Origin of the sequence: Actinoplanes subtropicus, assembly GCF_000721705.1 — a bacterium.
Taxonomy (GTDB): Bacteria; Actinomycetota; Actinomycetes; order Mycobacteriales; family Micromonosporaceae; genus Actinoplanes; species Actinoplanes subtropicus.
Window position 1 is genome coordinate 116,786 of sequence record NZ_JOJL01000008.1, and the last position, 24,978, is coordinate 141,763.

28 protein-coding genes are annotated in these 24,978 nt (G+C 67.9%); all 28 read left to right on the forward strand.

Annotated features, from left to right (window positions below):
* Positions 1 to 15: 15 nt before the first annotated feature.
* The 28 genes from rplA to IH26_RS0113515 all read left to right on the forward strand — a co-directional run bounded on the left by rplA (position 16) and on the right by IH26_RS0113515 (position 24,928).
* Positions 16 to 723 carry a 50S ribosomal protein L1 gene (rplA, locus tag IH26_RS0113380; RefSeq protein ID WP_030436496.1) on the forward strand — a complete coding sequence of 236 codons (708 nt, stop codon included), beginning with the start codon at positions 16 to 18 and terminating at the stop codon, positions 721 to 723.
* A gap of 69 nt (positions 724 to 792) precedes the next feature.
* Positions 793 to 1,521, forward strand: a complete 729-nt coding sequence (locus IH26_RS0113385; protein ID WP_030436497.1) for an ATP-binding cassette domain-containing protein — start codon at positions 793 to 795, stop codon at positions 1,519 to 1,521.
* Between the two features lie 14 nt (positions 1,522 to 1,535).
* Positions 1,536 to 2,198 carry a hypothetical protein gene (locus tag IH26_RS0113390; RefSeq protein WP_342668269.1) on the forward strand — a complete coding sequence of 221 codons (663 nt, stop codon included), beginning with the start codon at positions 1,536 to 1,538 and terminating at the stop codon, positions 2,196 to 2,198.
* 763 nt (positions 2,199 to 2,961) lie between these two features.
* Positions 2,962 to 3,507 (forward strand): 50S ribosomal protein L10, encoded by a 546-nt coding sequence (gene rplJ, locus IH26_RS0113395; RefSeq protein WP_030436499.1) that lies wholly within the window; start codon positions 2,962 to 2,964, stop codon positions 3,505 to 3,507.
* Positions 3,508 to 3,562: 55 nt separating this feature from the next.
* The gene (gene rplL / locus IH26_RS0113400; RefSeq protein ID WP_030436500.1) at positions 3,563 to 3,949 is read left to right on the forward strand and encodes a 50S ribosomal protein L7/L12; all 387 of its coding nucleotides are present in this window, start codon (positions 3,563 to 3,565) and stop codon (positions 3,947 to 3,949) included.
* Between the two features lie 629 nt (positions 3,950 to 4,578).
* Positions 4,579 to 8,019: a DNA-directed RNA polymerase subunit beta gene (rpoB, locus tag IH26_RS0113405; protein WP_030436501.1), complete on the forward strand. Its 3,441-nt coding sequence runs from the start codon at positions 4,579 to 4,581 to the stop codon at positions 8,017 to 8,019.
* Between the two features lie 83 nt (positions 8,020 to 8,102).
* A complete protein-coding gene (locus IH26_RS0113410) occupies positions 8,103 to 11,993 on the forward strand; it encodes a DNA-directed RNA polymerase subunit beta' (protein ID WP_030436502.1) in 3,891 nt (1,296 codons plus the stop codon).
* Between the two features lie 64 nt (positions 11,994 to 12,057).
* Positions 12,058 to 12,414 carry a hypothetical protein gene (locus IH26_RS0113415; RefSeq protein ID WP_030436503.1) on the forward strand — a complete coding sequence of 119 codons (357 nt, stop codon included), beginning with the start codon at positions 12,058 to 12,060 and terminating at the stop codon, positions 12,412 to 12,414.
* Positions 12,415 to 12,470: 56 nt separating this feature from the next.
* Complete coding sequence (locus tag IH26_RS0113420) at positions 12,471 to 12,941, forward strand: DUF4190 domain-containing protein (RefSeq protein ID WP_051808084.1); 471 nt, start codon at positions 12,471 to 12,473, stop codon at positions 12,939 to 12,941.
* Positions 12,942 to 13,356: 415 nt separating this feature from the next.
* Positions 13,357 to 13,731 (forward strand): 30S ribosomal protein S12, encoded by a 375-nt coding sequence (rpsL, locus tag IH26_RS0113425; protein WP_014440718.1) that lies wholly within the window; start codon positions 13,357 to 13,359, stop codon positions 13,729 to 13,731.
* 1 nt (position 13,732) lies between these two features.
* Positions 13,733 to 14,203, forward strand: a complete 471-nt coding sequence (gene rpsG, locus IH26_RS0113430; protein ID WP_020513583.1) for a 30S ribosomal protein S7 — start codon at positions 13,733 to 13,735, stop codon at positions 14,201 to 14,203.
* A gap of 87 nt (positions 14,204 to 14,290) precedes the next feature.
* Entirely contained in the window at positions 14,291 to 16,387 is a 2,097-nt protein-coding gene (gene fusA, locus IH26_RS0113435) for an elongation factor G (protein ID WP_030436505.1), read from the forward strand.
* A 129-nt stretch (positions 16,388 to 16,516) separates the two neighbouring features.
* On the forward strand, positions 16,517 to 17,710 hold the full coding sequence (tuf, locus tag IH26_RS0113440; RefSeq protein WP_020513585.1) for an elongation factor Tu: 1,194 nt from the start codon (positions 16,517 to 16,519) through the stop codon (positions 17,708 to 17,710).
* A 303-nt stretch (positions 17,711 to 18,013) separates the two neighbouring features.
* Positions 18,014 to 18,322, forward strand: coding sequence for a 30S ribosomal protein S10 (gene rpsJ, locus IH26_RS0113445; RefSeq protein ID WP_007073037.1), 309 nt, complete (start codon positions 18,014 to 18,016; stop codon positions 18,320 to 18,322).
* Between the two features lie 12 nt (positions 18,323 to 18,334).
* On the forward strand, positions 18,335 to 18,985 hold the full coding sequence (rplC, locus tag IH26_RS0113450; RefSeq protein WP_030436506.1) for a 50S ribosomal protein L3: 651 nt from the start codon (positions 18,335 to 18,337) through the stop codon (positions 18,983 to 18,985).
* On the forward strand, positions 18,982 to 19,665 hold the full coding sequence (gene rplD, locus IH26_RS0113455) for a 50S ribosomal protein L4 (RefSeq protein ID WP_030436507.1): 684 nt from the start codon (positions 18,982 to 18,984) through the stop codon (positions 19,663 to 19,665). Before rplC ends, rplD begins: the two co-directional genes overlap by 4 nt.
* On the forward strand, positions 19,662 to 19,964 hold the full coding sequence (gene rplW, locus IH26_RS0113460; protein WP_030436508.1) for a 50S ribosomal protein L23: 303 nt from the start codon (positions 19,662 to 19,664) through the stop codon (positions 19,962 to 19,964). Before rplD ends, rplW begins: the two co-directional genes overlap by 4 nt.
* Before the next feature lie 14 nt (positions 19,965 to 19,978).
* On the forward strand, positions 19,979 to 20,818 hold the full coding sequence (gene rplB, locus IH26_RS0113465; protein ID WP_030436509.1) for a 50S ribosomal protein L2: 840 nt from the start codon (positions 19,979 to 19,981) through the stop codon (positions 20,816 to 20,818).
* 12 nt (positions 20,819 to 20,830) lie between these two features.
* The gene (gene rpsS, locus IH26_RS0113470; RefSeq protein WP_014687760.1) at positions 20,831 to 21,112 is read left to right on the forward strand and encodes a 30S ribosomal protein S19; all 282 of its coding nucleotides are present in this window, start codon (positions 20,831 to 20,833) and stop codon (positions 21,110 to 21,112) included.
* A 37-nt stretch (positions 21,113 to 21,149) separates the two neighbouring features.
* Positions 21,150 to 21,629 (forward strand): 50S ribosomal protein L22, encoded by a 480-nt coding sequence (rplV, locus tag IH26_RS0113475; protein WP_030436510.1) that lies wholly within the window; start codon positions 21,150 to 21,152, stop codon positions 21,627 to 21,629.
* Positions 21,629 to 22,456 carry a 30S ribosomal protein S3 gene (gene rpsC / locus IH26_RS0113480; protein ID WP_030436511.1) on the forward strand — a complete coding sequence of 276 codons (828 nt, stop codon included), beginning with the start codon at positions 21,629 to 21,631 and terminating at the stop codon, positions 22,454 to 22,456. The genes rplV and rpsC overlap by 1 nt, the downstream gene beginning before the upstream one ends.
* A 3-nt stretch (positions 22,457 to 22,459) precedes the next feature.
* Positions 22,460 to 22,885: a 50S ribosomal protein L16 gene (rplP, locus tag IH26_RS0113485; protein WP_020513593.1), complete on the forward strand. Its 426-nt coding sequence runs from the start codon at positions 22,460 to 22,462 to the stop codon at positions 22,883 to 22,885.
* On the forward strand, positions 22,885 to 23,118 hold the full coding sequence (rpmC, locus tag IH26_RS0113490) for a 50S ribosomal protein L29 (protein ID WP_030436512.1): 234 nt from the start codon (positions 22,885 to 22,887) through the stop codon (positions 23,116 to 23,118). The genes rplP and rpmC overlap by 1 nt, the downstream gene beginning before the upstream one ends.
* Entirely contained in the window at positions 23,115 to 23,390 is a 276-nt protein-coding gene (gene rpsQ, locus IH26_RS0113495) for a 30S ribosomal protein S17 (RefSeq protein WP_030436513.1), read from the forward strand. The genes rpmC and rpsQ overlap by 4 nt, the downstream gene beginning before the upstream one ends.
* A 95-nt stretch (positions 23,391 to 23,485) precedes the next feature.
* A complete protein-coding gene (gene rplN / locus IH26_RS0113500) occupies positions 23,486 to 23,854 on the forward strand; it encodes a 50S ribosomal protein L14 (RefSeq protein WP_014687766.1) in 369 nt (122 codons plus the stop codon).
* Positions 23,851 to 24,171: a 50S ribosomal protein L24 gene (gene rplX / locus IH26_RS0113505; RefSeq protein WP_211268639.1), complete on the forward strand. Its 321-nt coding sequence runs from the start codon at positions 23,851 to 23,853 to the stop codon at positions 24,169 to 24,171. The genes rplN and rplX overlap by 4 nt, the downstream gene beginning before the upstream one ends.
* Positions 24,171 to 24,740, forward strand: coding sequence for a 50S ribosomal protein L5 (gene rplE / locus IH26_RS0113510; RefSeq protein WP_030436515.1), 570 nt, complete (start codon positions 24,171 to 24,173; stop codon positions 24,738 to 24,740). The genes rplX and rplE overlap by 1 nt, the downstream gene beginning before the upstream one ends.
* 2 nt (positions 24,741 to 24,742) lie before the next feature.
* The gene (locus tag IH26_RS0113515) at positions 24,743 to 24,928 is read left to right on the forward strand and encodes a type Z 30S ribosomal protein S14 (protein ID WP_020513598.1); all 186 of its coding nucleotides are present in this window, start codon (positions 24,743 to 24,745) and stop codon (positions 24,926 to 24,928) included.
* Positions 24,929 to 24,978 lie beyond the last annotated feature (50 nt).

A 24,978-nucleotide genomic window follows, 5' to 3' on the forward strand; every position in this document is an offset into this window, starting at 1 on the left:
CAGGAGTAAGAGAACATGCAGCGCAGCAAGGGCTACCGCAAGGCGGCCGAGCAGATCGACCACACCAAGCTGTACGAGCCGGCCGACGCCATCAAGCTGGCCAAGGAGACGAGCCCGACCAAGTTCGACGCCACCGTCGAGGTCGCGATGCGCCTCGGCGTCGACCCCCGCAAGGCCGACCAGATGGTCCGCGGCACGGTCAACCTGCCGCACGGCACCGGCAAGACGGCCCGCGTGATCGTCTTCGCCCAGGGCGCCAAGGCCGAGGAGGCCGTGGCGGCCGGCGCCGACGAGGTCGGCACCGACGAACTCGTCGCCCGCATCCAGGGCGGCTGGCTGGAGTTCGATGCCGCGATCGCGACCCCCGACCAGATGGCCAAGATCGGCCGGATCGCCCGTATCCTCGGCCCCCGTGGCCTGATGCCGAACCCGAAGACCGGCACGGTCACCATGGACGTGACCAAGGCGGTCAACGAGATCAAGGGCGGCAAGATCACCTTCCGGGTGGACAAGCACTCGAACCTGCACCTGATCATCGGCAAGGCGTCCTTCTCCGAGGACCAGCTGATCGACAACTACGCGGCCGTCCTCGACGAGGTCCTCCGCGTCAAGCCGTCGGCGGCCAAGGGCAAGTACCTCAAGAAGGTCACCGTCACCACCACCATGGGTCCCGGCGTGCCGGTCGACCCGAACGTGATCAAGGGCCTCAAGGCCGAGGCCTGATCGAGCTGGATCGTTACGGAAGGCCCCCGGGGACATCCCGGGGGCCTTCTTTGTGGCAGGCTTGCGGCCGTGCGTTTCGAGCAGGTGTGGTTCCGGTACGCCCGGCGGGCCGACTGGACGCTGCGCGAGGTGGCGGCGACGGTCGAGCCCGGCTCCACGGTCGTGATCCTGGGCCGCAACGGCGCCGGCAAGTCCACCCTGCTCCAGCTCGCCGCGGGCGTGCTGCGCCCGGGCCGGGGCGCCATCCGGGGCCGGCCGGCCATCGTCGGCTGGGTGCCCGAGCGTTTCCCCGCCGACCAGCCGTTCACCGCCGGTGACTACCTGCGCCGGATGGCCCAGCTGCGCGGCGCCCCCGAGACGGCCGTCGGCCAGTGGATCGAGCGCCTGCTGCTGACCGAGCACGCCGGCACCCGCCTCACCGACCTCTCCAAGGGCACCGCGCAGAAGGTGGGGCTCGCGCAAGCCCTCCTCGTACCGCCGGGATTGCTTGTCCTCGACGAGCCGTGGGAGGGCCTGGACTCGGTCGCCCGCACGCTGATCCCCGACATCGTCGCCGAGGTGACCGCGGCCGGCGGCATGGTGCTGGTCAGCGACCACCGCGGCGAGATCACCGCGCTGCCCGGCGCGCGGCACTGGACGGTCGCCGACGGCACCCTGCACGCCACCTCGGCCCCGCCGGCGGCGCCCACTGAGGAGGACGAGGTGATCGTGGAAGTCGCGGTCCGCCGCTCCGAGGCCGACCAGGCGGTGGTCGCGCTGCGCGCATCCGGTCACCGTGTCTTGGGCGTACGAGGATGAGGCCGCTGGTGGCAATGCGGATCGCCGGTTTCGTGCGCGGCGGCCGAGCGCTGGCTCCCCTGATCGCCGTGCTGGTCGAACTGGGCATCATCTACGGCGGCGGCGCGTCCCCGGCCGCCGTCGCGTATGGCTATTCCGCCGCCGCGCTCTTCCCGGTCATCGCCTGGCTCACCAAGCTGCTGCTGGACGCCGAGCCCGACGTGCAGCGCCGCCTGGCCCGCCTCTCCATCGGCCCCACCCGGGAGGCCACCGCGGGCGTCCTGGCCGCCCTGGTGCTGTCCCTGGCCGTCTGTGTGGCCGCGATGGCCGCCCCCTGGCTGTTCAACGGCATCGACACCCGCGTGAATCTCGGCGCCGGCCTCGCCCTCGGCGTCCTGGCCCACCTGCTGGCCGTCCCGGCCGCGATCGCCGTCGGCGCCCTGGCCAGCCGGGCCGTCACGGGCAGCATCCGGCTGGGCGTGACGGTCCTGGTGGTGTCCGCGGTGCTGGTGGTGGTGCTGGGGCTGAGCGGCTCGATCGCACCCTGGCTGGTGCCCCCGGTGATGGCCACCGCCCGCGCCCTGAACGGCAAGTACCTGCCGACCGCCGACCGCCTCGCCTTCCTGACCGGCTGGGCAGCGCTGTGGTGCGCCGCCGCCTTCACCGGTTACGGCTGGCTACGCCGCGCCCGCTCCTGACCCCTGTCCGCCCTGTGCACAACGACCCGAAACTGTCGCACCCACCTGTTCGTCTTGGCCCCACCCAGTGCCGGGGCGGGGGCGGCTCGCGGCCCGGCAGTCTGTCCGAGCGCGCGAACTCTCCAAGGTCGAGTCCCGCGGCGCCGAGAGTGCGGTGCTTGCGTGCGGGGACGCGCGAACTCCCCCAAGGTCGAGTCCCGCGGCGCCGAGAGTGCGGCGCTTGCGTGCGGGGTGAGCGCGAACTCTCCACGATCGCGAAACGCGAGTACGAGAGTGGAGCGCCGGCGTTCGGAGCGCACGCGAAACCTCCAAGGTTGGGGCTCCTGGTGGGGCGTGCGGGAGAGTGGGAGGCGCGGGTGTTGGCGGTGCTTGGGGAGCGTGTGGACGACGGGGCGAAAATGTCAGAGGCGCCTGCTTGACTTGGCCCCACCCAGTGCCGGGGCGGGGGGCGGATTGTGGCCGGCGGCTGATGATCACGGGCGTTGCGGGAGGGGCCGATTTGGCGGCGGCGGCGGCACCGCGTACTCTTTCTTCTCGGAGTTCCACCCATAGACCGCTGGTCGCCGCGCCGACGTCGGAAACGACGGAGGTCGCGGTCGAAGGTCCCGCATGATGCGGGCGGCCCGCGCAGGGGAGAACGGTTCGTGAGCAGGCTTTCCTAGCGACAGCCGTGCGCCTCGCCCCGTGCCCTTGCGCCGGGGCGTTTCTCATCTGTGGTTCCTTCTCCCCGACCAGTGGCTTTGAGCACTGAGAGAGGAGGGACATGGCGGACAAGCCGGTCCGGGCCGACAAGGCCAGCGCCGTTGCCGAGCTCACCGACAACTTCCGTGGTTCGACGGCCACCGTGTTGACCGAGTACCGCGGCCTTACGGTCAAGCAGATCACCGAGCTGCGGCGTTCGCTCGGCAAGGAGACCAAGTACTCCGTGTCGAAGAACACGCTCGCGAAGCGGGCGGCGACCGACGCGGGCATCGAGGGCCTCGACGAGCTGTTCACCGGTCCTACCGCGCTCGCCTTCATTTCCGGCGACCCGGTCGAGGCGGCCAAGAGTCTTCGGGCCTTCGCCAAGGCCAACCCCGTCCTGATCATCAAGGGCGGTGTCTTCGAGGGCAGGGCGATCACGGCCGACGAGGTCAACAAGATCGCCGACCTCGAGTCTCGTGAGGTTCTGCTGGCCAAGCTGGCCGGCGCCATGAAGGGCAACCTGACCAAGGCGGCCGGCCTGTTCCAGGCCCCGCTGTCGCAGGTGGCGCGCCTCGCGGCCGCCCTGCAGGAGAAGCGCGAGAAGGACGGTTCCGCGGAGGCCTGAGCCGCGCGGGACCCAGCACGACATTCACCACAAAAGCTAGGAAAGGTTGCCTAACATGGCGAAGCTCAGCACCGACGAGCTGCTCGACGCGTTCAAGGAGATGACGCTGATCGAGCTGTCCGAGTTCGTGAAGCAGTTCGAGGAGACCTTCGAGGTCACCGCGGCTGCCCCCGTCGCCATCGCGGCCCAGGGTGGCGGCGCCGCCCCGGCCGCTCCGGTCGAGGAGGAGAAGGACTCGTTCGACGTCGTCCTCGAGAACGACGGTGGCAAGAAGATCCAGGTCATCAAGGTCGTGCGTGAGCTGACCGGCCTGGGCCTCAAGGAGGCCAAGGACGCCGTCGAGGCCGCCCCCAAGGCGATCCTCGAGGGTGTCAACAAGGAGAAGGCGGACGCCGCCAAGGCCAAGCTCGAGGGTGAGGGCGCCAAGGTCACCCTCAAGTGATCTAACGCTCCACAGCTTTCCCTTGCGGATGGCGGGGACCCGTGGCGGGTCCCCGCCATCCGTGTTTTGGGGGACGTTGTCCCAGCTAGCGGCGTTGCGCGCGGCTGTCGGGCTCCCGACCGGCAAAGTCGGTTTAATCGGGCAATCGCTGGAGTATGGTCGCTAGGACGCGCCCGCCGGGAGGCGGCGCGAGTCCGACCCGCGGCGCAGGCCTTGACTGAGTGTCCACTGACAGGCACGCTGACATCAGCAAGTTCTCCGCGCTTGCGACAGCCGCCCTGCGGGTGGCCCGCGATTTTGGATGACAGAGTTGCCGGGTCATTTGCAGACGGCACCCGAGGGAGTTGCCGCGTTCGAGCGGCCCCACGCAGAGGCCCTGGCCATGGAGGCGCAGGTCAGAGGCAGTGGGGACACGTTCCGCAGGCTGCCCTCTGGTGTGGGCTGGACAGCGGTTAGCCGAGCGGCTACACTGCTAGTTTGCGCTGCCTTCTGCCTTGAGCCCTGCCGGGACATCCATCCGGATGACTTCCTGGGGGCTCGTTGTAATGCCTACAAACGAGGGCAACGCAAACAGTTGCATACCGCAGCTGCAGCCGCATCAGCAGCACCGGTCCTCGGAAGGACGCATCTTGGCAGCTTCCCGCCCTGCGAAGACCAGCCGTACGTCGAGCGCTTACGCACCCCGCCGTGTCTCTTTCGGCAGGATCACCGAGCAACTTGAGGTCCCCAACCTCCTCGCCCTCCAGACCGAGTCGTTCGACTGGCTGGTCGGTAACGAGGCATGGCAGGCCCGGTCGACGGACGACCCGCACGCCCACTCGGGCCTCGCAGAGATCCTCGAAGAGATCAGTCCCATTGAGGACTTCTCCGGCACTATGTCGCTGTCCTTCTCGTCTCCCCGATTCGACGAGGTCAAGGCCTCGATCGAGGAGTGCAAGGAGAAGGATCTGACTTACTGCGCGCCGCTGTTCGTGACCGCGGAGTTCACCAACAACACGACTGGTGAGATCAAGAGCCAGACCGTGTTCATGGGTGACTTCCCGATGATGACCCCCAAGGGGACGTTCGTCATCAACGGCACCGAGCGCGTCGTGGTGAGCCAGCTCGTCCGTTCGCCGGGCGTGTACTTCACCAAGGAGCCGGACAAGACCTCCGACCGCGACCTCTCCAGCGTCAAGGTCATCCCGAGCCGGGGTGCCTGGCTGGAGTTCGACATCGACAAGCGCGACACCGTGGGTGTCCGGATCGACCGGAAGCGCCGGCAGGCCGTCACCGTCCTGCTCAAGGCGATCGGCTGGTCGGCCGACCAGATCCGGGAGCGGTTCGGCTGGTCCGAGCTGCTCATGACCACCCTCGAGAAGGACCACATCGCCGGGCAGGACGAGGCCCTGCTCGACATCTACCGCAAGCTCCGCCCGGGCGAGCCCCCGACCCGGGAGAACGCGCAGACCCTGCTCGACAACCTCTTCTTCAACCCGAAGCGGTACGACGTCGCCAAGGTCGGCCGGTACAAGTTCAACAAGAAGCTCGAGATCGACGTCCCGATCCAGAACGGCGTTCTCACCGAGGAAGACATCGTCAAGACCGTCGAGTACCTCTGCCGGCTGCACGCCGGTGAGGAGGGCTACGAGGCCGACGACATCGACCACTTCGGCAACCGGCGTCTGCGTACCGTCGGCGAGCTCATCCAGAACCAGGTCCGCGTCGGCCTGTCCCGGATGGAGCGCGTCGTCCGCGAGCGCATGACGACCCAGGACGTCGAGGCGATCACGCCGCAGACCCTGATCAACATCCGCCCGGTGGTGGCGGCGATCAAGGAGTTCTTCGGCACGTCGCAGCTGTCGCAGTTCATGGACCAGACCAACCCGCTGGCGGGCCTGACCCACCGGCGGCGGCTGAGCGCGCTCGGCCCGGGTGGTCTGTCGCGTGAGCGGGCCGGCTTCGAGGTTCGCGACGTGCACCCGTCCCACTACGGCCGGATGTGCCCGATCGAGACGCCCGAGGGTCCGAACATCGGTCTGATCGGCGCGCTCTCGACGTTCGCGCGGGTCAACCCGTTCGGCTTCATCGAGACGCCGTACCGGAAGGTCGAGGACGGCACCGTCACCGATGAGGTCCACTACCTGACCGCCGACGAGGAGGACAGGTACATCAAGGCCCAGGCGAACGCCGTGCTGAGCAGCGACGGCACGTTCGCCGAGGACCGCGTCCTGGTCCGCCGGAAGGGCGGTGAGGTCGACTACGTGCCCGGCGCGCAGGTCGACTACATGGACGTGTCGCCGCGGCAGATGACCTCGGTCGCCACCGCGATGATCCCGTTCCTCGAGCACGACGACGCCAACCGCGCGCTGATGGGCGCGAACATGCAGCGTCAGGCCGTTCCGCTGGTCAAGGCCGAGGCGCCGCTGGTCGGCACCGGCATGGAGTACCGTGCCGCGGTCGACGCCGGTGACGTGGTCGTCGCCGAGGTCGGCGGCGTGGTCGAGGACCTGTGCGCCGACTACGTGACGGTGCACCAGGACGATGGTCACCGCCGTACGTACCTGCTGCACAAGTTCCGCCGCTCGAACGCCGGCTCCTGCGTCAACCAGAAGCCGGTCGTGTTCGAGGGTGACCGGGTCGAGGCCGGCCAGGTCATCGCCGACGGCCCGTGCACCGACGAGGGGGAGATGGCCCTGGGCCGCAACCTCCTGGTCGCGTTCATGTGCTGGGAGGGCCACAACTACGAGGACGCGATCATCCTGTCGCAGCGCCTCGTGCAGCAGGACGTGCTCACCTCGATCCACATCGAGGAGCACGAGGTCGACGCCCGGGACACCAAGCTCGGCCCGGAGGAGATCACCCGCGACATCCCGAACGTCAGCGAGGAAATGCTGGCGGACCTGGACGAGCGGGGCATCATCCGGATCGGTGCCGAGGTCGTCCCCGGCGACATCCTGGTCGGCAAGGTCACGCCCAAGGGCGAGACCGAGCTCACCCCCGAGGAGCGGCTGCTCCGCGCGATCTTCGGCGAGAAGGCGCGCGAGGTCCGTGACACCTCGCTGAAGGTGCCGCACGGCGAGACCGGCACGGTCATCGGCGTGCGTACCTTCTCCCGCGAGGACGGCGACGAGCTGCCCCCGGGCGTGAACGAGCTGGTCCGCGTGTACGTCGCGCAGAAGCGGAAGATCCAGGACGGCGACAAGCTCGCCGGCCGGCACGGCAACAAGGGCGTCATCTCCAAGATCCTCCCGGTCGAGGACATGCCGTTCCTCGAGGACGGCACCCCGGTCGACATCGTGCTCAACCCGCTCGGTGTGCCCTCGCGTATGAACATCGGCCAGGTGCTGGAGACCCACCTCGGGTGGATCGCCAAGACCGGCTGGTCGGTCGAGGGCGACGACGCCGAGTGGAAGCGCCAGCTGAAGGCCATCGAGGCGCACGAGTCCCCCAAGGACTCGAACGTCGCGACCCCGGTCTTCGACGGCGCGCAGGAGGCGGAGATCAAGGGGCTGCTCGAGTCGACGCTGGTCAACCGCGACGGTAAGCGGCTGGTCAACGGCGACGGCAAGGCGCAGCTGTTCGACGGCCGCTCCGGTGAGCCGCTGCCGGACCCGATCTCGGTCGGCTACGTCTACATCCTGAAGCTGAACCACCTGGTCGACGACAAGATCCACGCGCGGTCGACCGGCCCGTACTCGATGATCACGCAGCAGCCGCTGGGTGGTAAGGCGCAGTTCGGTGGCCAGCGGTTCGGCGAGATGGAGTGCTGGGCCATGCAGGCCTACGGCGCGGCCTACGCGCTGCAGGAGCTGCTCACCATCAAGTCCGACGACGTGCTCGGCCGAGTGAAGGTCTACGAGGCCATCGTCAAGGGCGAGAACATCCCGGAACCGGGCATCCCGGAGTCCTTCAAGGTGCTGCTCAAGGAGCTGCAGTCGCTGTGCCTGAACGTTGAGGTGCTCTCCAGCGACGGCGTGGCCCTCGAGATGCGCGAGACGGACGACGAGGTCTTCCGGGCCGCGGAGGAACTGGGTATCGACCTGTCCCGGCGTCCGAACGAGGGCGTCAGCAGCGTCGAAGAGATCTGACGGATGGCGGCCCCTTCCCCGGAAGGGGCCGCCGCCGCCGGCCTTGAATTCATCCGAGCAATGAAACACGAGGGATAGTCCAAGTGCTCGACGTCAACTTCTTCGACGAGTTGCGTATCGGCCTGGCGACCGCCGACGACATCCGGCAGTGGTCGCACGGCGAGGTCAAGAAGCCCGAGACGATCAACTACCGCACCCTCAAGCCCGAGAAGGACGGACTCTTCTGCGAGAAGATCTTCGGTCCGCAGCGGGACTGGGAGTGCTACTGCGGCAAGTACAAGCGGGTCCGGTTCAAGGGCATCATCTGTGAGCGCTGCGGCGTCGAGGTGACCCGGTCCAAGGTCCGCCGTGAGCGCATGGGCCACATCGAGCTGGCCGCGTCGGTCACGCACATCTGGTACTTCAAGGGTGTGCCGAGCCGGCTGGGCTACCTGCTCGACCTGGCTCCGAAAGACCTCGAGAAGATCATTTACTTCGCTTCGTACGTGATCACGAGCGTCGACGCCGAGGCGCGGCACCGCGACATGTCCACGATCGAGAACGAGATCTTCGCCGAGAAGCGCCAGTCCGAGAACGGGCGCGACTCGGAGATCGAGAAGCGCGCCGCGAAGCTGGAGCAGGACCTCGCCGAGCTCGAGGCCGAGGGGGCCAAGGCGGACGTGCGCCGCAAGGTCAAGGAGGCCGGCGAGCGAGAGATGCGCCAGATCCGCGACAAGGCGCAGCGCGAGATCGACCGCCTCGACGAGGTGCTCGACACCTTCCGCAAGCTCGACTCCAAGCAGCTGGTCACCGACGAGCTGCTCTACCGCGAGCTGCGGGACCGCTTCGGTGAGTACTTCACCGGCGGCATGGGCGCCGAGGCGATCAAGGCGCTGCTCGAGAACATGGACCTGGACGCCGAGGCCGAGAACCTGCGGGAGATCATCCGCAGCGGCAAGGGCCAGCGGAAGATCCGTGCGCTCAAGCGGCTCAAGGTCGTCGCCGCGTTCCTGAACACCCGGAACTCGCCGCTCGGCATGGTGCTCGACTGCGTCCCGGTCATCCCGCCGGACCTGCGCCCGATGGTGCAGCTCGACGGTGGCCGCTTCGCGACCAGCGACCTGAACGACCTGTACCGCCGGGTCATCAACCGCAACAACCGGCTCAAGCGCCTGATCGACCTGGGCGCGCCCGAGATCATCGTCAACAACGAGAAGCGCATGCTGCAGGAGGCCGTCGACGCGCTGTTCGACAACGGCCGCCGCGGCCGGCCGGTCACCGGCCCGGGCAACCGCCCGCTGAAGTCGCTCTCCGACATGCTCAAGGGCAAGCAGGGCCGGTTCCGGCAGAACCTGCTGGGCAAGCGCGTCGACTACTCCGGCCGCTCCGTCATCGTCGTCGGCCCCCGGCTCAAGCTGCACCAGTGCGGCCTGCCGAAGCAGATGGCGCTGGAGCTGTTCAAGCCGTTCGTGATGAAGCGCCTGGTGGACCTGAACCACGCGCAGAACATCAAGTCGGCCAAGCGGATGGTCGAGCGTCAGCGTCCGGTCGTGTGGGACGTCCTGGAGGAGGTCATCAGCGAGCACCCGGTGCTGCTGAACCGCGCGCCGACCCTGCACCGCCTCGGCATCCAGGCCTTCGAGCCGCAGCTGGTCGAGGGCAAGGCGATCCAGATCCACCCGCTGGTCTGCACGGCGTTCAACGCCGACTTCGACGGCGACCAGATGGCGGTGCACGTGCCGCTGTCCGCCGAGGCGCAGGCCGAGGCCCGGATCCTGATGCTGTCCTCGAACAACATCCTCAAGCCGGCCGACGGCAAGCCGGTCACCATGCCCACCCAGGACATGGTCATCGGCCTGTACCACCTGACCCACCTCACGCCCGGTGCCAAGGGCGAGGGCCGGGTGTTCTCCTCGGACGCCGAGGCGCGGATGGCCTTCGACAACGGCGAGCTGCACCTGCAGGCGCCCGTCAAGATCCGTCTGCGGGAGGTCATCGGCGTCGACAACGGCGCCAAGGGCGCCAAGTGGGACGCGCCGGAGGAGTGGACCGAGGGCGAGCCGCTGCTCGTCGAGACCACCCTGGGCCGGGTGATCTTCAACGAGACGCTGCCGCCGGGCTACCGCTTCATCAACTACGAGATCCGCAAGGGTCAGCTGTCGGCGATCGTCAACGACCTCGCCGAGCGCTTCCCCAAGGTCGCTCTGGCGGCGACCCTGGACGCGCTCAAGGAGGCCGGCTTCCACTGGGCCACCTGGTCCGGTGTGACGATCGGCATGGGCGACGTCATCGGCCCCCCGCGCAAGCCGGAGATCCTCTCCCGGTACCAGGTCGAGGCGGACCGGATCGACAAGCAGTACCAGCGTGGTCTGATGACCGCCGAGGAGCGTCGCGGCGAGCTCATCGAGATCTGGACCAAGGCGACCAACGAGATCTCCAAGGAGATGGAGACCGCGCTGCCGCAGGAGAACCCGCTCTGGGTGATGATCAACTCCGGCGCTCGCGGTAACCTCCTCCAGCTCCGGCAGATCGCCGCGATCCGTGGTCTGGTGGCCAACCCCAAGGGCGAGATCATCCCGCGGCCGATCACCTCGTCGTACCGCGAGGGTCTCACCGTGCTGGAGTACTTCATCTCCACGCACGGCGCCCGGAAGGGTCTGGCCGACACCGCGCTGCGTACCGCCGACTCGGGTTACCTGACCCGGCGTCTGGTGGACGTCTCGCAGGACGTCATCATCCGCGAGGAGGACTGCGGGACCGACCGCGCGATCCCGATGCAGGTGGCGGACCGGCAGGCGGACGGCTCGCTCGTCGTGCACACGCACGCCGAGACCGGCGTGCACGCCCGTACGCTGGCCGACGACATCAAGGACGCCAACGGCAACCTGGTGGTGCCCCGCGGCGCGGACCTCAACTCGATCCTGGTGGACCAGCTGGTCCACGCCGGCGTCGAGCACGTCCGGGTCCGCAGCGTGCTGACCTGCGAGTCGAAGCTCGGCGTGTGCGCGGCCTGCTACGGCCGTTCGCTGCCGACCGGCAAGTCGGTCGACATCGGCGAGGCGGTCGGCATCATCGCGGCCCAGTCCATCGGCGAGCCGGGTACCCAGCTGACGATGCGTACCTTCCACACCGGTGGTGTCGCGGGTGAGGACATCACCCAGGGTCTGCCGCGTGTGCAGGAGATCTTCGAGGCCCGCGTGCCCAAGGGCAAGGCGCCCATCGCCGACACCCCGGGACGCATCCGGATCGAGGACGGCGAGCGCTCGCGGAAGATCATCGTGGTGCCGGACGACGGCAGCGAGGAGATCGTGTACGACAAGATCTCCAAGCGGGTCAAGCTCCGCGCCCACGACGGCGACCACGTCGAGGTCGGCGAGAAGCTGACCGAGGGCACCATCGACCCGCACGAGCTTCTGCGGATCATGGGGCCGCGCGCGGTCCAGGTCCACCTGACCCAGGAGGTCCAGGAGGTCTACCGCTCGCAGGGTGTGCTCATCCACGACAAGCACATCGAGATCATCATCCGCCAGATGCTCAAGCGGGTGACGGTCATCGACTCGGGCGCCGCGGAGTTCCTGCCCGGCGTGCTGGTCGACCGGGCGCTGTTCGAGTCGGAGAACCGCCGGCTCGTGGGCGAGGGCGGCGAGCCCGCCGCCGGTCGCCCGGTGCTCATGGGTATCACCAAGGCCTCGCTGGCCACGGATTCCTGGCTCTCGGCGGCCTCCTTCCAGGAGACCACCCGGGTGCTGACCGACGCGGCGATCAACTCGCGCAGCGACTCGCTCGTCGGCCTCAAGGAGAACGTGATCATCGGTAAGCTCATCCCGGCCGGTACCGGCATCAGCAAGTACCGCAACATCCGGGTCGAGCCGACCGAGGAGGCCAAGGCCAAGGTGTACTCGATGACCGGGTACCCGGAGACCGACTACGGCTTCGGGCCGGCCAGCGGGCAGGCTGTGCCGCTGGACGACTTCGATTTCGGGTCGTACCGCTGATTGTTGCGTCTAGCGAGAGGCGGTCGCGCACTGCGCGGCCGCCTCTCGGCGTTCCTAAGATGGGGTGGTGACCTCGCCCGCAGCCGCACCGTCCACCCGTCATCCGCTCGATCCGGATCCGGCGCCCTCGTCGAAGGCGCGGGCGGTCTTCGCGCTCGGTCTGGTGGGCTTCCTGACCGGCGCGTTCGTCGGCGGGGTGATCCCGGCCACGGTGGCGCTCCTGCTGGCCCGTCAGGCCGCCCGGGACGCGTATGCGGCCAAGGGCTACCTCACCGGCTCGGCGTGGATCCGGCGTGGCCGCCGGCTGGCCTGGGCGGGCATCGTGCTGGCGCTCGCCACGCTGGTGGTGGCCGCGATCGCCGGCCTGCTGCACCTGGCGTCGGCGCCGTCCGGCACGAATTTCGCGCCCGGCACCGACTAGTGCCTGTCGCCGGGCCCGGACTGCGCCGCGCCACGGACGAGTGACATCCTCGACTCATGAGCCAGCAGCCGTATCCGTACTCGGCGCCCGTGCCGCCGCCCCCGCCGTCCGGCCGGTGGCAGCCGGAGCGGGTCGACCCGGTGCCGGGCACCGAGTTCGCCCTGGTGCAGCTGCGGGTCGAGCCGCTGACCTCGGGCCTGGCCATCGGCTCGCTGCTGGCCGGCATAGCGGCCATCCTGGTGTCGCTGCTGGTCCTCTGCTTCGGCCTGACCGGCGCCCAGGCCGGCTGGGGCGCCCTGGTGGCCGGCGCCTTCACCCTGCTCAGCGTGATCGGCGGGGTCGGCGCCATCGTGGTCGGCCTGGTCGCCCGCCGGCAGATCCGCCGCTCCGGTGGCAGCGGGCAGGTGCGCTTCACCGGGCGCGGCATCGCGGCGGCCGGTATCTCGTGTGGAGCCGTCGGCGCGGGAATCTCGCTGGCCGCCCTGGTGTTGGCCGTGGTGTTGCAGCAGTCGTCCGCCGGCAGCTGACCGCCCTCTGACCCGGTATCCCGATGCCGCGGCATGGCGCCTCGGCGGACCCGGTACACTTGCATCGGAGATATCCGTCGTGAGGAGCTAGCGCCAGGCATACTTGCCGATTTTGACCTGGCTGCTTGTGGTGGGTACTCTTTCCCTCCGTGCCCGGGCTTGCCCGGGCAACTCGTGCGTGCGCCCGAGTCGAAAATCAGGACGGGGTATCAGCACGCCGAGACCCGTCGGCCCGACCAGATCGGGACGACGACAGAGACCAAACCCGGTGCGCGTGTTCAGAACGCGTGGCGGGACCGTGAGCCGGACGACACGCCCGACCGCGGGTGCCGGAGGGACCCCCTTCCGGCGCACAGAGGAATAACGAGACGGTGCGGTCGCAGAAGGACGCGGCCGAAGGGAGCGGAGAAACCCGGTGCCCACGATCCAGCAGCTGGTCCGAAAGGGCCGCCAGGCGAAGACGAGCAAGACCAAGACGCCGGCGCTGAAGGGAAGTCCTCAGCGGCGCGGCGTGTGCACGCGCGTGTACACCACCACCCCCAAGAAGCCGAACTCTGCGCTGCGCAAGGTCGCTCGTGTGAAGCTCAGCAGCCAGATCGAGGTCACGGCGTACATCCCCGGCGTCGGTCACAACCTGCAGGAGCACTCGATCGTGCTCGTGCGTGGCGGCCGGGTGAAGGACCTCCCCGGCGTCCGCTACAAGATCGTTCGCGGTTCGCTGGACACCCAGGGTGTCCGCAACCGCAAGCAGGCCCGCAGCCGTTACGGCGCGAAGAAGGAGAAGAGCTGACATGCCGCGTAAGGGCCCCGCTCCGCGCCACCCGGTGGTCGCGGACCCGGTTTACAACTCCCCGCTGGTCACGCAGCTGATCAACAAGATCCTGATCGGCGGCAAGCGTCAGCTGGCCGAGCGCATCGTGTACGGCGCGCTCGAGGGTTGCCGGGAGAAGAGCGGAACCGACCCCGTCGTGACGCTCAAGCGCGCGATGGACAACGTGAAGCCGACCCTCGAGGTCCGCAGCCGCCGCGTCGGTGGCGCGACCTACCAGGTGCCGGTCGAGGTCCGTACCCCGCGGCAGACCACTCTCGGCCTGCGCTGGCTGGTCCAGTACTCCAAGGCCCGCCGGGAGAAGACGATGATCGAGCGTCTCCAGAACGAGCTGCTCGACGCCAGCAACGGCCTCGGCGCCGCCGTCAAGCGGCGTGAGGACACCCACAAGATGGCGGAGTCCAACAAGGCCTTCGCGCACTACCGCTGGTAAGACCCCGCCGCCGGCCCGGCCAACGCCGGGCCACGCGGCAAGTCGTACCGATCCACGAGACGACGACGAAGAAGAGTAGGGATTGAAGTGGCCGCCGCAGACGCGCTCGCCAACGTACGCAACATCGGCATCATGGCGCACATCGATGCCGGTAAGACCACGACCACCGAGCGGATCCTGTTCTACACCGGCATCACGTACAAGATCGGTGAGGTCCACGAGGGCGCTGCCGTCATGGACTGGATGGAGCAGGAGCAGGAGCGCGGTATCACGATCACTTCCGCCGCCACCAAGTGCGAGTGGAAGGGTCACACGATCCAGATCATCGACACGCCCGGCCACGTCGACTTCACGGTCGAGGTCGAGCGGTCGCTGCGCGTGCTCGATGGCGCGGTGGCGGTCTACGACGGCGTGGCCGGCGTGGAGCCGCAGACCGAGAACGTCTGGCGCCAGGCGGACAAGTACCACGTCCCCCGGATGTGCTTCGTCAACAAGCTCGACCGGACCGGCGCCGACTTCTTCCGCTGCGTGCAGATGATGATCGACCGGCTCAACGCGACCCCGCTGGTGCTGCAGATCCCGATCGGGCTCGAGCACGACCACATCGGCGTCGTCGACCTGATCAACATGCGCGCGCTCACCTGGCGTGGGGAGACCCAGAAGGGTGAGGACTACGCGATCGAGGAGATCCCGGCCGACCTGGTCGACTCCGCGAACGAGTGGCGCGAGAAGCTGATCGAGACCCTGGCCGACGTGGACGACGACGTCATGCTCAAGTACCTCGAGGGCGAGGAGCTCTCGGTGGACGAGATCAAGGCGGCGATCCGGCGCGCCACGATCGCGAGCAAGGCCAACCCGGTGCTGTGCGGCTCGGCGTTCAAGAACAAGGGCGTGCAGCCCATGCTCGACGCCGTGATCGACTACCTGCCGTCGCCCCTGGACATCCCGGCCATCGAGGGCACCGCGACGGACGGCGAGACGCCGATCCAGCGCAAGCCCTCCAACACCGAGCCGTTCTCGGCGCTGGCCTTCAAGATCCAGACCGACAAGCACCTCGGCAAGCTCACGTACGTCCGGGTCTACTCCGGCACGCTCGAGTCCGGTTCCCAGGTGGTCAACTCCACCAAGGACCGCAAGGAGCGGATCGGCAAGATCTACCAGATGCACGCGAACAAGCGTGAGGAGCGCGCCACCGCGCAGGCCGGCGACATCATCGCCGTCCAGGGTCTCAAGCAGACCACCACCGGTGACACGCTCAGCGACCCGGCCAACCCGGTCATCCTGGAGTCGATGACCTTCCCGGAGCCGGTCATCCAGGTCGCCATCGAGCCGAAGACCAAGTCGGACCAGGAGAAGCTGGGCACCGCGATCCAGCGCCTGGCCGAGGAGGACCCGACCTTCCGCGTCTGGAACGACGAGGAGACCGGTCAGACCGTCATCGCCGGCATGGGCGAGCTTCACCTCGACATCCTCGTCGACCGCATGCGGCGCGAGTTCAACGTCGAGGCGAACATCGGCAAGCCGCAGGTGGCTTACCGCGAGACGATCCGCGGCACGGTCGAGAAGCTGGACTACGTCCACAAGAAGCAGACCGGTGGCTCGGGTCAGTACGCGAAGGTCATCGTCAAGCTGGAGCCCCTGCCGCTGTCGGCCGACGGTCCCACCTACGAGTTCGTCAACGCGGTCTCCGGTGGTCGCATCCCCAAGGAGTTCATCCCCTCGGTGGACGCGGGCGCGCAGGACGCCATGCAGTACGGCGTGCTGGCCGGCTACCCGCTGGTCGGCGTCAAGCTGACGCTGCTTGACGGTCAGTACCACGAGGTCGACTCGTCCGAGATGGCGTTCAAGATCGCCGGCTCGATGGTGATGAAGGAGGCGGCCCGCAAGGCCGACCCCGCGCTGCTCGAGCCGATGATGGCCGTCGAGGTCACGACGCCCGAGGACAACATGGGCGACGTCATCGGCGACCTCAACTCGCGGCGTGGCATCATCCAGTCGATGGAGGAGCGGTCCGGAGCTCGGGTCGTCAAGGCGCTGGTGCCGCTCTCCGAGATGTTCGGCTACGTGGGTGACCTCCGGTCGAAGACCCAGGGCCGGGCCAGCTACAGCATGCAGTTCGACTCCTACGCCGAGGTCCCGCAGGGCGTCGCGAAGGAGATCATCGCCAAGGCTACGGGCGCCTGAGTCCGCAACTGAAGCGTTGAGGCGCGTGTGGTCTCTCAGGGGCCACACGCGCGCGAGCAGTCGACAGAGTCCCAGTCGCCTTGTCGGGCGTGCCGGGCAAAGTAATGATCAGTCCACAGGAGGACACCAGTGGCGAAGGCGAAGTTCGAGCGGACTAAGCCGCACGTCAACATCGGCACCATTGGTCACATCGACCACGGTAAGACGACGCTGACTGCGGCCATCACGAAGGTCCTGCACGACCAGTATCCGGACCTCAACCCGTACACCCCGTTCGACGAGATCGACAAGGCGCCGGAGGAGAAGGCCCGCGGCATCACGATCTCGATCGCGCACGTCGAGTACCAGACCGCGGCGCGGCACTACGCGCACGTGGACTGCCCCGGCCACGCCGACTACATCAAGAACATGATCACCGGTGCCGCGCAGATGGACGGCGCGATCCTGGTGGTCGCCGCGACTGACGGCCCGATGCCGCAGACCAAGGAGCACGTGCTCCTGGCCCGCCAGGTCGGCGTTCCGTACATCGTCGTGGCGCTGAACAAGAGCGACATGGTCGACGACGAGGAGCTCCTCGAGCTCGTCGAGCTCGAGGTCCGCGAGCTGCTGAGCACCTACGAGTTCCCGGGCGACGACCTGCCGGTCGTGCGCGTCTCGGCGCTCAAGGCGCTCGAGGGCGACGCGGAGTGGACCGAGAAGCTCCTGGAGCTGATGAACGCGGTCGACACCGCGATCCCGCAGCCCGAGCGTGACACCGAGAAGCCGTTCCTCATGCCGATCGAGGACGTGTTCACGATCACCGGTCGTGGCACGGTCGTCACCGGCCGGGCCGAGCGCGGCATCCTCAAGCCGAACGAGGAGGTCGAGATCGTCGGCATCCGCGAGAAGTCGACGAAGACCGTCTGCACCGGCATCGAGATGTTCCGCAAGCTGCTCGACGAGGCCCGCGCGGGTGAGAACGTCGGTCTGCTGCTCCGCGGCATCAAGCGCGAGGACGTCGAGCGCGGCATGGTGGTCATCAAGCCGGGCACCACGACCCCGCACACGGAGTTCGAGGGCCAGGTCTACATCCTCTCCAAGGAGGAGGGCGGCCGGCACACCCCGTTCTTCCAGAACTACCGCCCGCAGTTCTACTTCCGCACCACGGACGTCACCGGCGTCGTCACGCTGCCCGAGGGCACCGAGATGGTCATGCCGGGCGACTCCACCAGCATGTCGGTCAAGCTGATCCAGCCGATCGCCATGGAGCAGGGCCTGAAGTTCGCGATCCGTGAGGGTGGCCGCACCGTCGGCGCCGGAACGGTCACGAAGATCAACAAGTAGTTAAAGGTAACCCCGATTAGCGTTGCCGGAGAGTATCGGGCATACTAGTCAGGTTGCGTCCGCGCGGGGTGGTTGGTGGCCTTCGGCAGCCAGCCACCCTCGCCGGGTGTCCGGGTGTGTTCATGGCCCGCCCGGCACTCCAGATCCCCGTGATCGAGTTGCTTGATAAAGGCTGCATAGCGACAGCAGGCGCGACACGCCCGACCGCGGGGGTCGGACAACGCAGGATCGACGGTCCTGCGGCATGCGGAGGCCACCGGTTTCCGCACGTAGCGGCATCGAGAGAAGGAAACAGAAGCCACCATGGCGGGACAGAAGATCCGCATCCGGCTCAAGGCCTACGACCACGAGGTCGTCGACTCCTCGGCGCGGAAGATCGTGGAGACGGTGACGCGTACCGGGGCGCAGGTTGCTGGCCCGGTGCCGCTGCCCACGGAGATCAACCGTTTCTGCGTGATCCGTTCGCCGCACAAGTACAAGGACTCGCGCGAGCACTTCGAGATGCGCACGCACAAGCGTCTGATCGACATCATCGACCCGACTCCGAAGACGGTCGACTCGCTCATGCGCCTCGACCTGCCGGCTGGCGTCGACATCGAGATCAAGCTGTAGGGATCCGGACTGATGGACAGGCAAGTTAAGGGGATCCTGGGCGCCAAGCTCGGCATGACCCAGGTCTGGGACAACAACAAAGTCGTCCCGGTGACCGTGGTGCAGGCCGGCCCTTGTGTCGTGACCCAGGTCCGTACCGATGACAAGGACGGCTACAGCGCCGTCCAGCTGGCGTACGGCGCCGTCGACCCGCGCAAGGTCAACAAGCCGGAGAGCGGCCACTACGCCAAGGCCGGTGTGTCGCCGCGGCGCCACCTCGTGGAGCTGCGCACCACCGACGCCGGGGCCTACGAGCTCGGCCAGGAGATCACCGTCGACTCGTTCGAGCCCGGTGCCCCGGTCGACGTGACCGGCAAGACCAAGGGCAAGGGCTACGCCGGCGTCATGAAGCGGCACGGCTTCCACGGTCTCAAGAGCAGCCACGGTGTCGAGCGCAAGCACCGTTCGCCCGGCTCGATCGGCGCCTGCGCGACCCCGGGTCGCGTCTTCAAGGGCGTCCGGATGGCCGGCCGGATGGGCAGCAAGCGCTTCACCGTGCAGAACCTGACCGTGCAGGCGGTGGACACCGAGAACAACCTGCTGCTGGTCAAGGGCGCGGTGCCCGGTCCCAAGGGCTCGCTGATCCTGGTCCGCAGCGCGGCTAAGAAGGGCGGTGCCAAGTGAGCTCGGTTGACGTGATCAACGCCGAGGGCACGAAGGCGGGCTCGGTCGAGCTGCCGGGCGACATCTTCGACGTGCAGGCGAACATCCCGCTGATGCACCAGGTCGTGGTGGCCCAGCTCGCCGCGGCGCGGCAGGGCACGGCCAAGGCCAAGACCCGCGGCGAGGTCGCCGGTGGCGGCAAGAAGCCGTACAAGCAGAAGGGCACCGGCCGGGCCCGTCAGGGCTCGATCCGCGCGCCGCAGTTCACCGGCGGTGGCGTGGTCCACGGCCCGGTGCCGCGTGACTACAGCCAGCGGACCCCCAAGAAGATGAAGGCCGCCGCGCTGCGTGGCGCCCTGTCCGACCGGGCCCGCGACGGCCGGGTGCACGTGGTCGAGTCCTTCGTCGCCGGCGAGACGCCGTCGACCAAGGCCGCGGTCGCGACCCTGCGCAAGGCGACCGAGTCGAGCAAGGTCCTGGTCGTGCTCGGCAGCACCGACGAGCTGAACTGGCTGTCGCTGCGCAACGAGACGACCGTGCACCTGATCGAGGCGGGTCAGCTGAACACGTACGACGTGCTGGTCGCCGACGAGGTGGTCTTCACCAAGGACGCTCTCGACGAGTTTTGCGACCTTGGGAGCAAAACCGGCGAGCAGGGTCTGGGCGTGCCGGCCGAGGCCTCCGAGGAGGGGAACAAGTGACCACGATCGCCGACCCGCGTGACGTCATCGTCGCGCCCGTCGTCTCCGAGAAGAGCTACAGCGTTCTCGACCAGAACTGGTACACGTTCCTCGTCCACCCGGACGCGAACAAGACCCAGATCAAGATCGCGATCCAGCAGATCTTCAACGTGCGCGTGCTGACGGTGAACACCGCGAACCGCGAGGGCAAGCGCAAGCGCACCCGGACGGGCTTCGGTCAGCGCAAGGCGACCAAGCGCGCGATGGTCAAGCTGGCTGACGGTGACCGTATCGAGGCCTTCGGCGGCCCGGTCAGCTAAGGGGTTGTAAATCAATGGCTATCCGTAAGTACAAGCCGACCACGCCGGGCCGTCGCGGCTCCAGCGTCGCCGACTTCGCCGAGATCACCCGGTCCACCCCGGAGAAGTCTCTGCTGGTCCCGCTGCCCAAGAAGGGCGGCCGCAACGTCCACGGCCGGATCACCACCCGGCACCAGGGCGGCGGTCACAAGCGGCAGTACCGGCTGATCGACTTCAAGCGGGTCGACAAGGACGGCGTGCCGGCCAAGGTCGCGCACATCGAGTACGACCCGAACCGCACCGCCCGGATCGCGCTGCTGCACTACGCCGACGGCGAGAAGCGCTACATCGTGGCGCCGAAGGACCTGGCGCAGGGCGACCGGGTCGAGTCCGGCCCGGGCGCGGACATCAAGCCGGGGAACAACCTGCCCCTGCGCAACATCCCGGTCGGTACGACGATCCACAACGTGGAGCTTCGTCCCGGCGGTGGCGCCAAGCTGGCCCGCTCGGCCGGCGTCGGCATCCAGCTGCTCGGTCGCGAGGGCGCGTACGCCACGCTGCGTATGCCCTCCGGCGAGATCCGTCGCGTCGACGTGCGCTGCCGCGCCACCGTCGGCGAGATCGGCAACGCCGACCAGTCGAACATCAACTGGGGCAAGGCCGGCCGCATGCGGTGGAAGGGCAAGCGCCCGACCGTCCGTGGTGTCGCCATGAACCCGATCGACCACCCGCACGGTGGTGGTGAGGGTAAGACCTCCGGTGGTCGCCATCCGGTCAACCCCGCTGGTAAGCCCGAGGGCCGTACCCGCCGGAAGGGCCAGGAGAGCGACAAGCTGATCGTTCGCCGCCGCTACGCGACCCGCAAGCGCGGGTAACGGGAGTAGAAGATGCCTCGCAGCCTGAAGAAGGGCCCGTTCGTCGACGACCACCTGCTCAAGAAGGTGGAAGTCCAGAACGAGAAGAACTCGAAGAACGTCATCAAGACCTGGTCGCGGCGCTCGACGATCATCCCCGACATGCTCGGGCACACGATCGCCGTGCACGACGGGCGCAAGCACGTCCCGGTGTTCGTCACCGAGGCCATGGTCGGGCACAAGCTCGGTGAGTTCGCTCTGACCCGTACGTTCAAGGGTCACGAGAAGGACGACCGCAAGAGCCGTCGCCGCTAAGCAGATACACGGATTAGAGGATCAAGGAGCTACAGCGATGCCAGTCAAGGGCGACGCTCCGGTGCTTCCGGGCGCGCGGGCGGTTGCGCGGCACGTGCGCATCTCGCCGAACAAGGCGCGCCGGGTGGTCAACCTCGTCCGCGGTCTGCCCGCGAAGGAGGCGCTCACCGTCCTGCAGTTCGCGCCGCAGGCCGCCAGCGAGCAGGTCTACAAGGTGCTCGCCTCGGCGATCGCCAACGCGGAGAACAACGAGCGGCTGGACCCCGACGCGCTCCTCGTGAGTGAGGCGTTCGTCGACGAGGGTCCGACGCTCAAGCGGTTCCGTCCGCGGGCGCAGGGCCGGGCGTACCGGATCCGCAAGCGCACCTGCCACATCACGATCGCCGTCGAGGCGGTCCAGGTCGCGCGGCCGGCCAAGAAGGCCGCCGCCGCGAAGAAGGCCGCGCCGGCCAAGAAGGCTGAGCCGGCCGCCCAAACCCAGCGGGCGGAATCCCAGACGACGGAGGAGTCCGAGTAATGGGCCAGAAAGTTCATCCCACCGGATTCCGGCTCGGCATTTCCACCGACTGGAAGTCCCGTTGGTTCGCCGACAAGTTGTACAAGGACTACATCGGCGAAGATGTCAAGATCCGCCGGATGATGTCCCAGGGCCTCGAGCGCGCCGGCATCTCCAAGGTGGACATCGAGCGCACCCGGGACCGGGTTCGCGTCGACATCCACACCGCCCGGCCGGGCATCGTCATCGGCCGTAAGGGCGCGGAGGCCGACAAGATCCGCGGTCGCCTCGAGAAGCTCACCGGCAAGCAGGTGCAGCTGAACATCCTCGAGGTGAAGAACCCCGAGTCGGACGCGCAGCTGGTGGCGCAGGGCGTCGCCGAGCAGCTGTCCTCCCGGGTCAGCTTCCGCCGCGCGATGCGCAAGGCCATGCAGTCGGCCATGAAGAACCCGATCTGCAAGGGCATCCGGGTGCAGGTCTCCGGCCGTCTCGGCGGCGCGGAGATGAGCCGCACGGAGTTCTACCGTGAGGGTCGCGTTCCGCTGCACACGCTGCGGGCGAACATCGAGTACGGCTTCTTCGAGGCCCGTACCACGTTCGGCCGGATCGGCGTGAAGGTCTGGATCTACAAGGGCGACGCCGTTCCGGGTCGCGAGGTCGTCACCGAGGCGCCCGCGCGTCCGCGCCGGGACCGCGCCGACCGCCCCGAGCGTCCGCGCCGTGGCCGTTCCGGTTCGTCCGGCACGACCGCGGGTGGCACCGAGGCGGGTCGCGCGGCTCAGGCCCAGGCGGCCGCCGAGAACACCGCCGCTGCTCCGGCCGCGGCCGAAACGCAGCAGGAGGGCTGACCCATGCTGATGCCGCGTAAGCCCCCGAAGGGCTTCCGCAAGCCGCACCACCCGGACCGCCACGGCGCGTCCAAGGGCGGCAACCGGGTCGTCTTCGGCGAGTTCGGTATTCAGGCGCTGGAGCCCGCGTACGTGACCAACCGGCAGATCGAGTCGGCTCGTATCGCGATGACCCGCCACATCAAGCGTGGCGGCAAGGTCTGGATCTCGGTCTTCCCCGACCAGGCCCTGACCAAGAAGCCGGCCGAGACCCGGATGGGTTCCGGCAAGGGTTCTCCCGAATGGTGGGTGGCGAACGTCAAGCCGGGACGCATCCTGTTCGAGATGTCGTTCCCGAACGAGACGATCGCGCGCGAGGCGATGCGCCGCGCGATCCACAAGCTCCCGATGAAGTGCCGCATCGTGACGCGCGAAGTGGGTGAAAGCTGATGGCAGCGGGCGTTAAGGCCGGCGAGCTGCGCGAACTCTCCGGCGAGGAGCTGGTTTCGCGGCTGAAAGAGGCCAAGGCGGAGCTGTTCAACCTTCGCGTTCAGGGCGCGACCGGGCAGCTCGACAATCATCGTCGACTGCAGGTGGTCCGCAAGGACATCGCGAAGATCTACACGATCATGCGTGAGCGCGAGCTGGGGCTCTCGGTTGCGCCGGATGAGGTGACCGCATGAGTGACGAGAGCACGACCCCGGTGCGCGCGACCCGCAAGGTTCGCGAGGGCCTGGTGGTCAGCGACAAGATGGACAAGACGGTCGTCGTCGAGGTCGAGGACCGCGTCAAGCACGCCCTCTACGGCAAGGTTCTGCGGCGCACCCGCAAGCTCAAGGTGCACGACGAGCAGAACGCGTGCGGCATCGGCGACCGGGTCCTCCTGATGGAGACCCGTCCGCTCTCCGCCACCAAGCGGTGGCGGGTCGTGGAGATCCTCGAAAAGGCCAAGTGAGTTTGCCGGGCCGGCTCCGGCCGGCCCGGCGGACCATCGTTCCGCCAAGCTTCGGGCGCGTTGATCCGAAGAACTGGCAGACATAGGAGACCCCAGTGATCCAGCAGGAGTCGCGACTGCGTGTCGCCGACAACACGGGTGCGCGCGAGATTCTGTGCATCCGCGTGCTCGGTGGCTCCGGCCGCCGTTACGCGAGCATCGGCGACGTCATCGTGGCCACGGTCAAGGACGCCATCCCCGGCGCCGGTGTGAAGAAGGGTGACGTCGTCAAGGCGGTCATCGTCCGCACCAGCAAGGAGCGGCGGCGTCCGGACGGCTCGTACATCCGCTTCGACGAGAACGCCGCCGTCATCATCAAGGACGGCGGGGACCCCCGCGGTACCCGCATCTTCGGCCCGGTCGGGCGCGAGCTGCGCGACAAGCGGTTCATGAAGATCATCAGCTTGGCGCCGGAGGTGCTTTGATCATGAAGATCAAGAAAGGCGACACGGTCGTCGTCATCGCCGGCAAGGACAAGGGCGCCAAGGGCAAGGTCATCGCGGCCTACCCGCGGCAGGACAAGGTCCTGGTCGAGGGCGTCAACCGCGTCAAGAGGCACGAGCGCATCCGTACGACGCAGCGGGGTTCGAAGACCGGCGGCATCGTGACCCAGGAAGCCCCGATCCACATCTCCAACGTGCAGATCGTGGACGACCAGGGCAAGCCGACCCGGATCGGCTACCGGATCGACGACAACGGCCAGAAGGTCCGCATCGCACGTACCACCGGTAAGGAACTCTGATGACTGCCGCTACCGAGACAAAGACTCTGCCGCGCCTGAAGCAGAAGTACCGCAGCGAGGTTGTCGCCGCGCTTCAGGAGCAGTACAAGTACGGCAACCCCATGCAGGTTCCCGGCCTGGTCAAGGTCGTCGTGAACATGGGTGTGGGCGAGGCCGCCCGCGACGCCAAGCTGATCGACGGCGCGGTTCGCGACCTGACCACGATCACCGGTCAGAAGCCGCTCGTCCGCCGGGCCACCAAGTCCATCGCCCAGTTCAAGCTCCGCGAGGGCATGCCGATCGGCGCGAAGGTCACCCTCCGCAACGACCGGATGTGGGAGTTCCTGGACCGGCTGCTGTCCATCGCGCTGCCGCGTATCCGCGACTTCCGCGGCCTGGACGGCAAGAAGCTGGACGGCCACGGCAACTACACGTTCGGCCTGACCGAGCAGTCGGTGTTCCACGAGATCGACCAGGACCGGATCGATCGGACGCGGGGCATGGACATCACGGTGGTCACCACGGCCACGACCGACGACGAGGGCCGGGCGCTTCTCAAGCTCCTGGGCTTCCCGTTCAAGGAGAACTGAGCATGGCTAAGAAGGCGCTGATCCTGAAGGCTGCCGCGAAGCCGAAGTTCGCTGTGCGTGCCTACACCCGCTGCCAGAAGTGCGGTCGCCCGCACTCGGTCTACCGCAAGTTCGGCCTGTGCCGGGTTTGCGTGCGGGACATGGCTCACCGTGGTGAGCTGCCCGGCGTGTCCAAGGCTTCCTGGTAACCGACTGCAATACCGCTTCGCCGTAGGCCCGGGACCCCTGGGAACCCCGG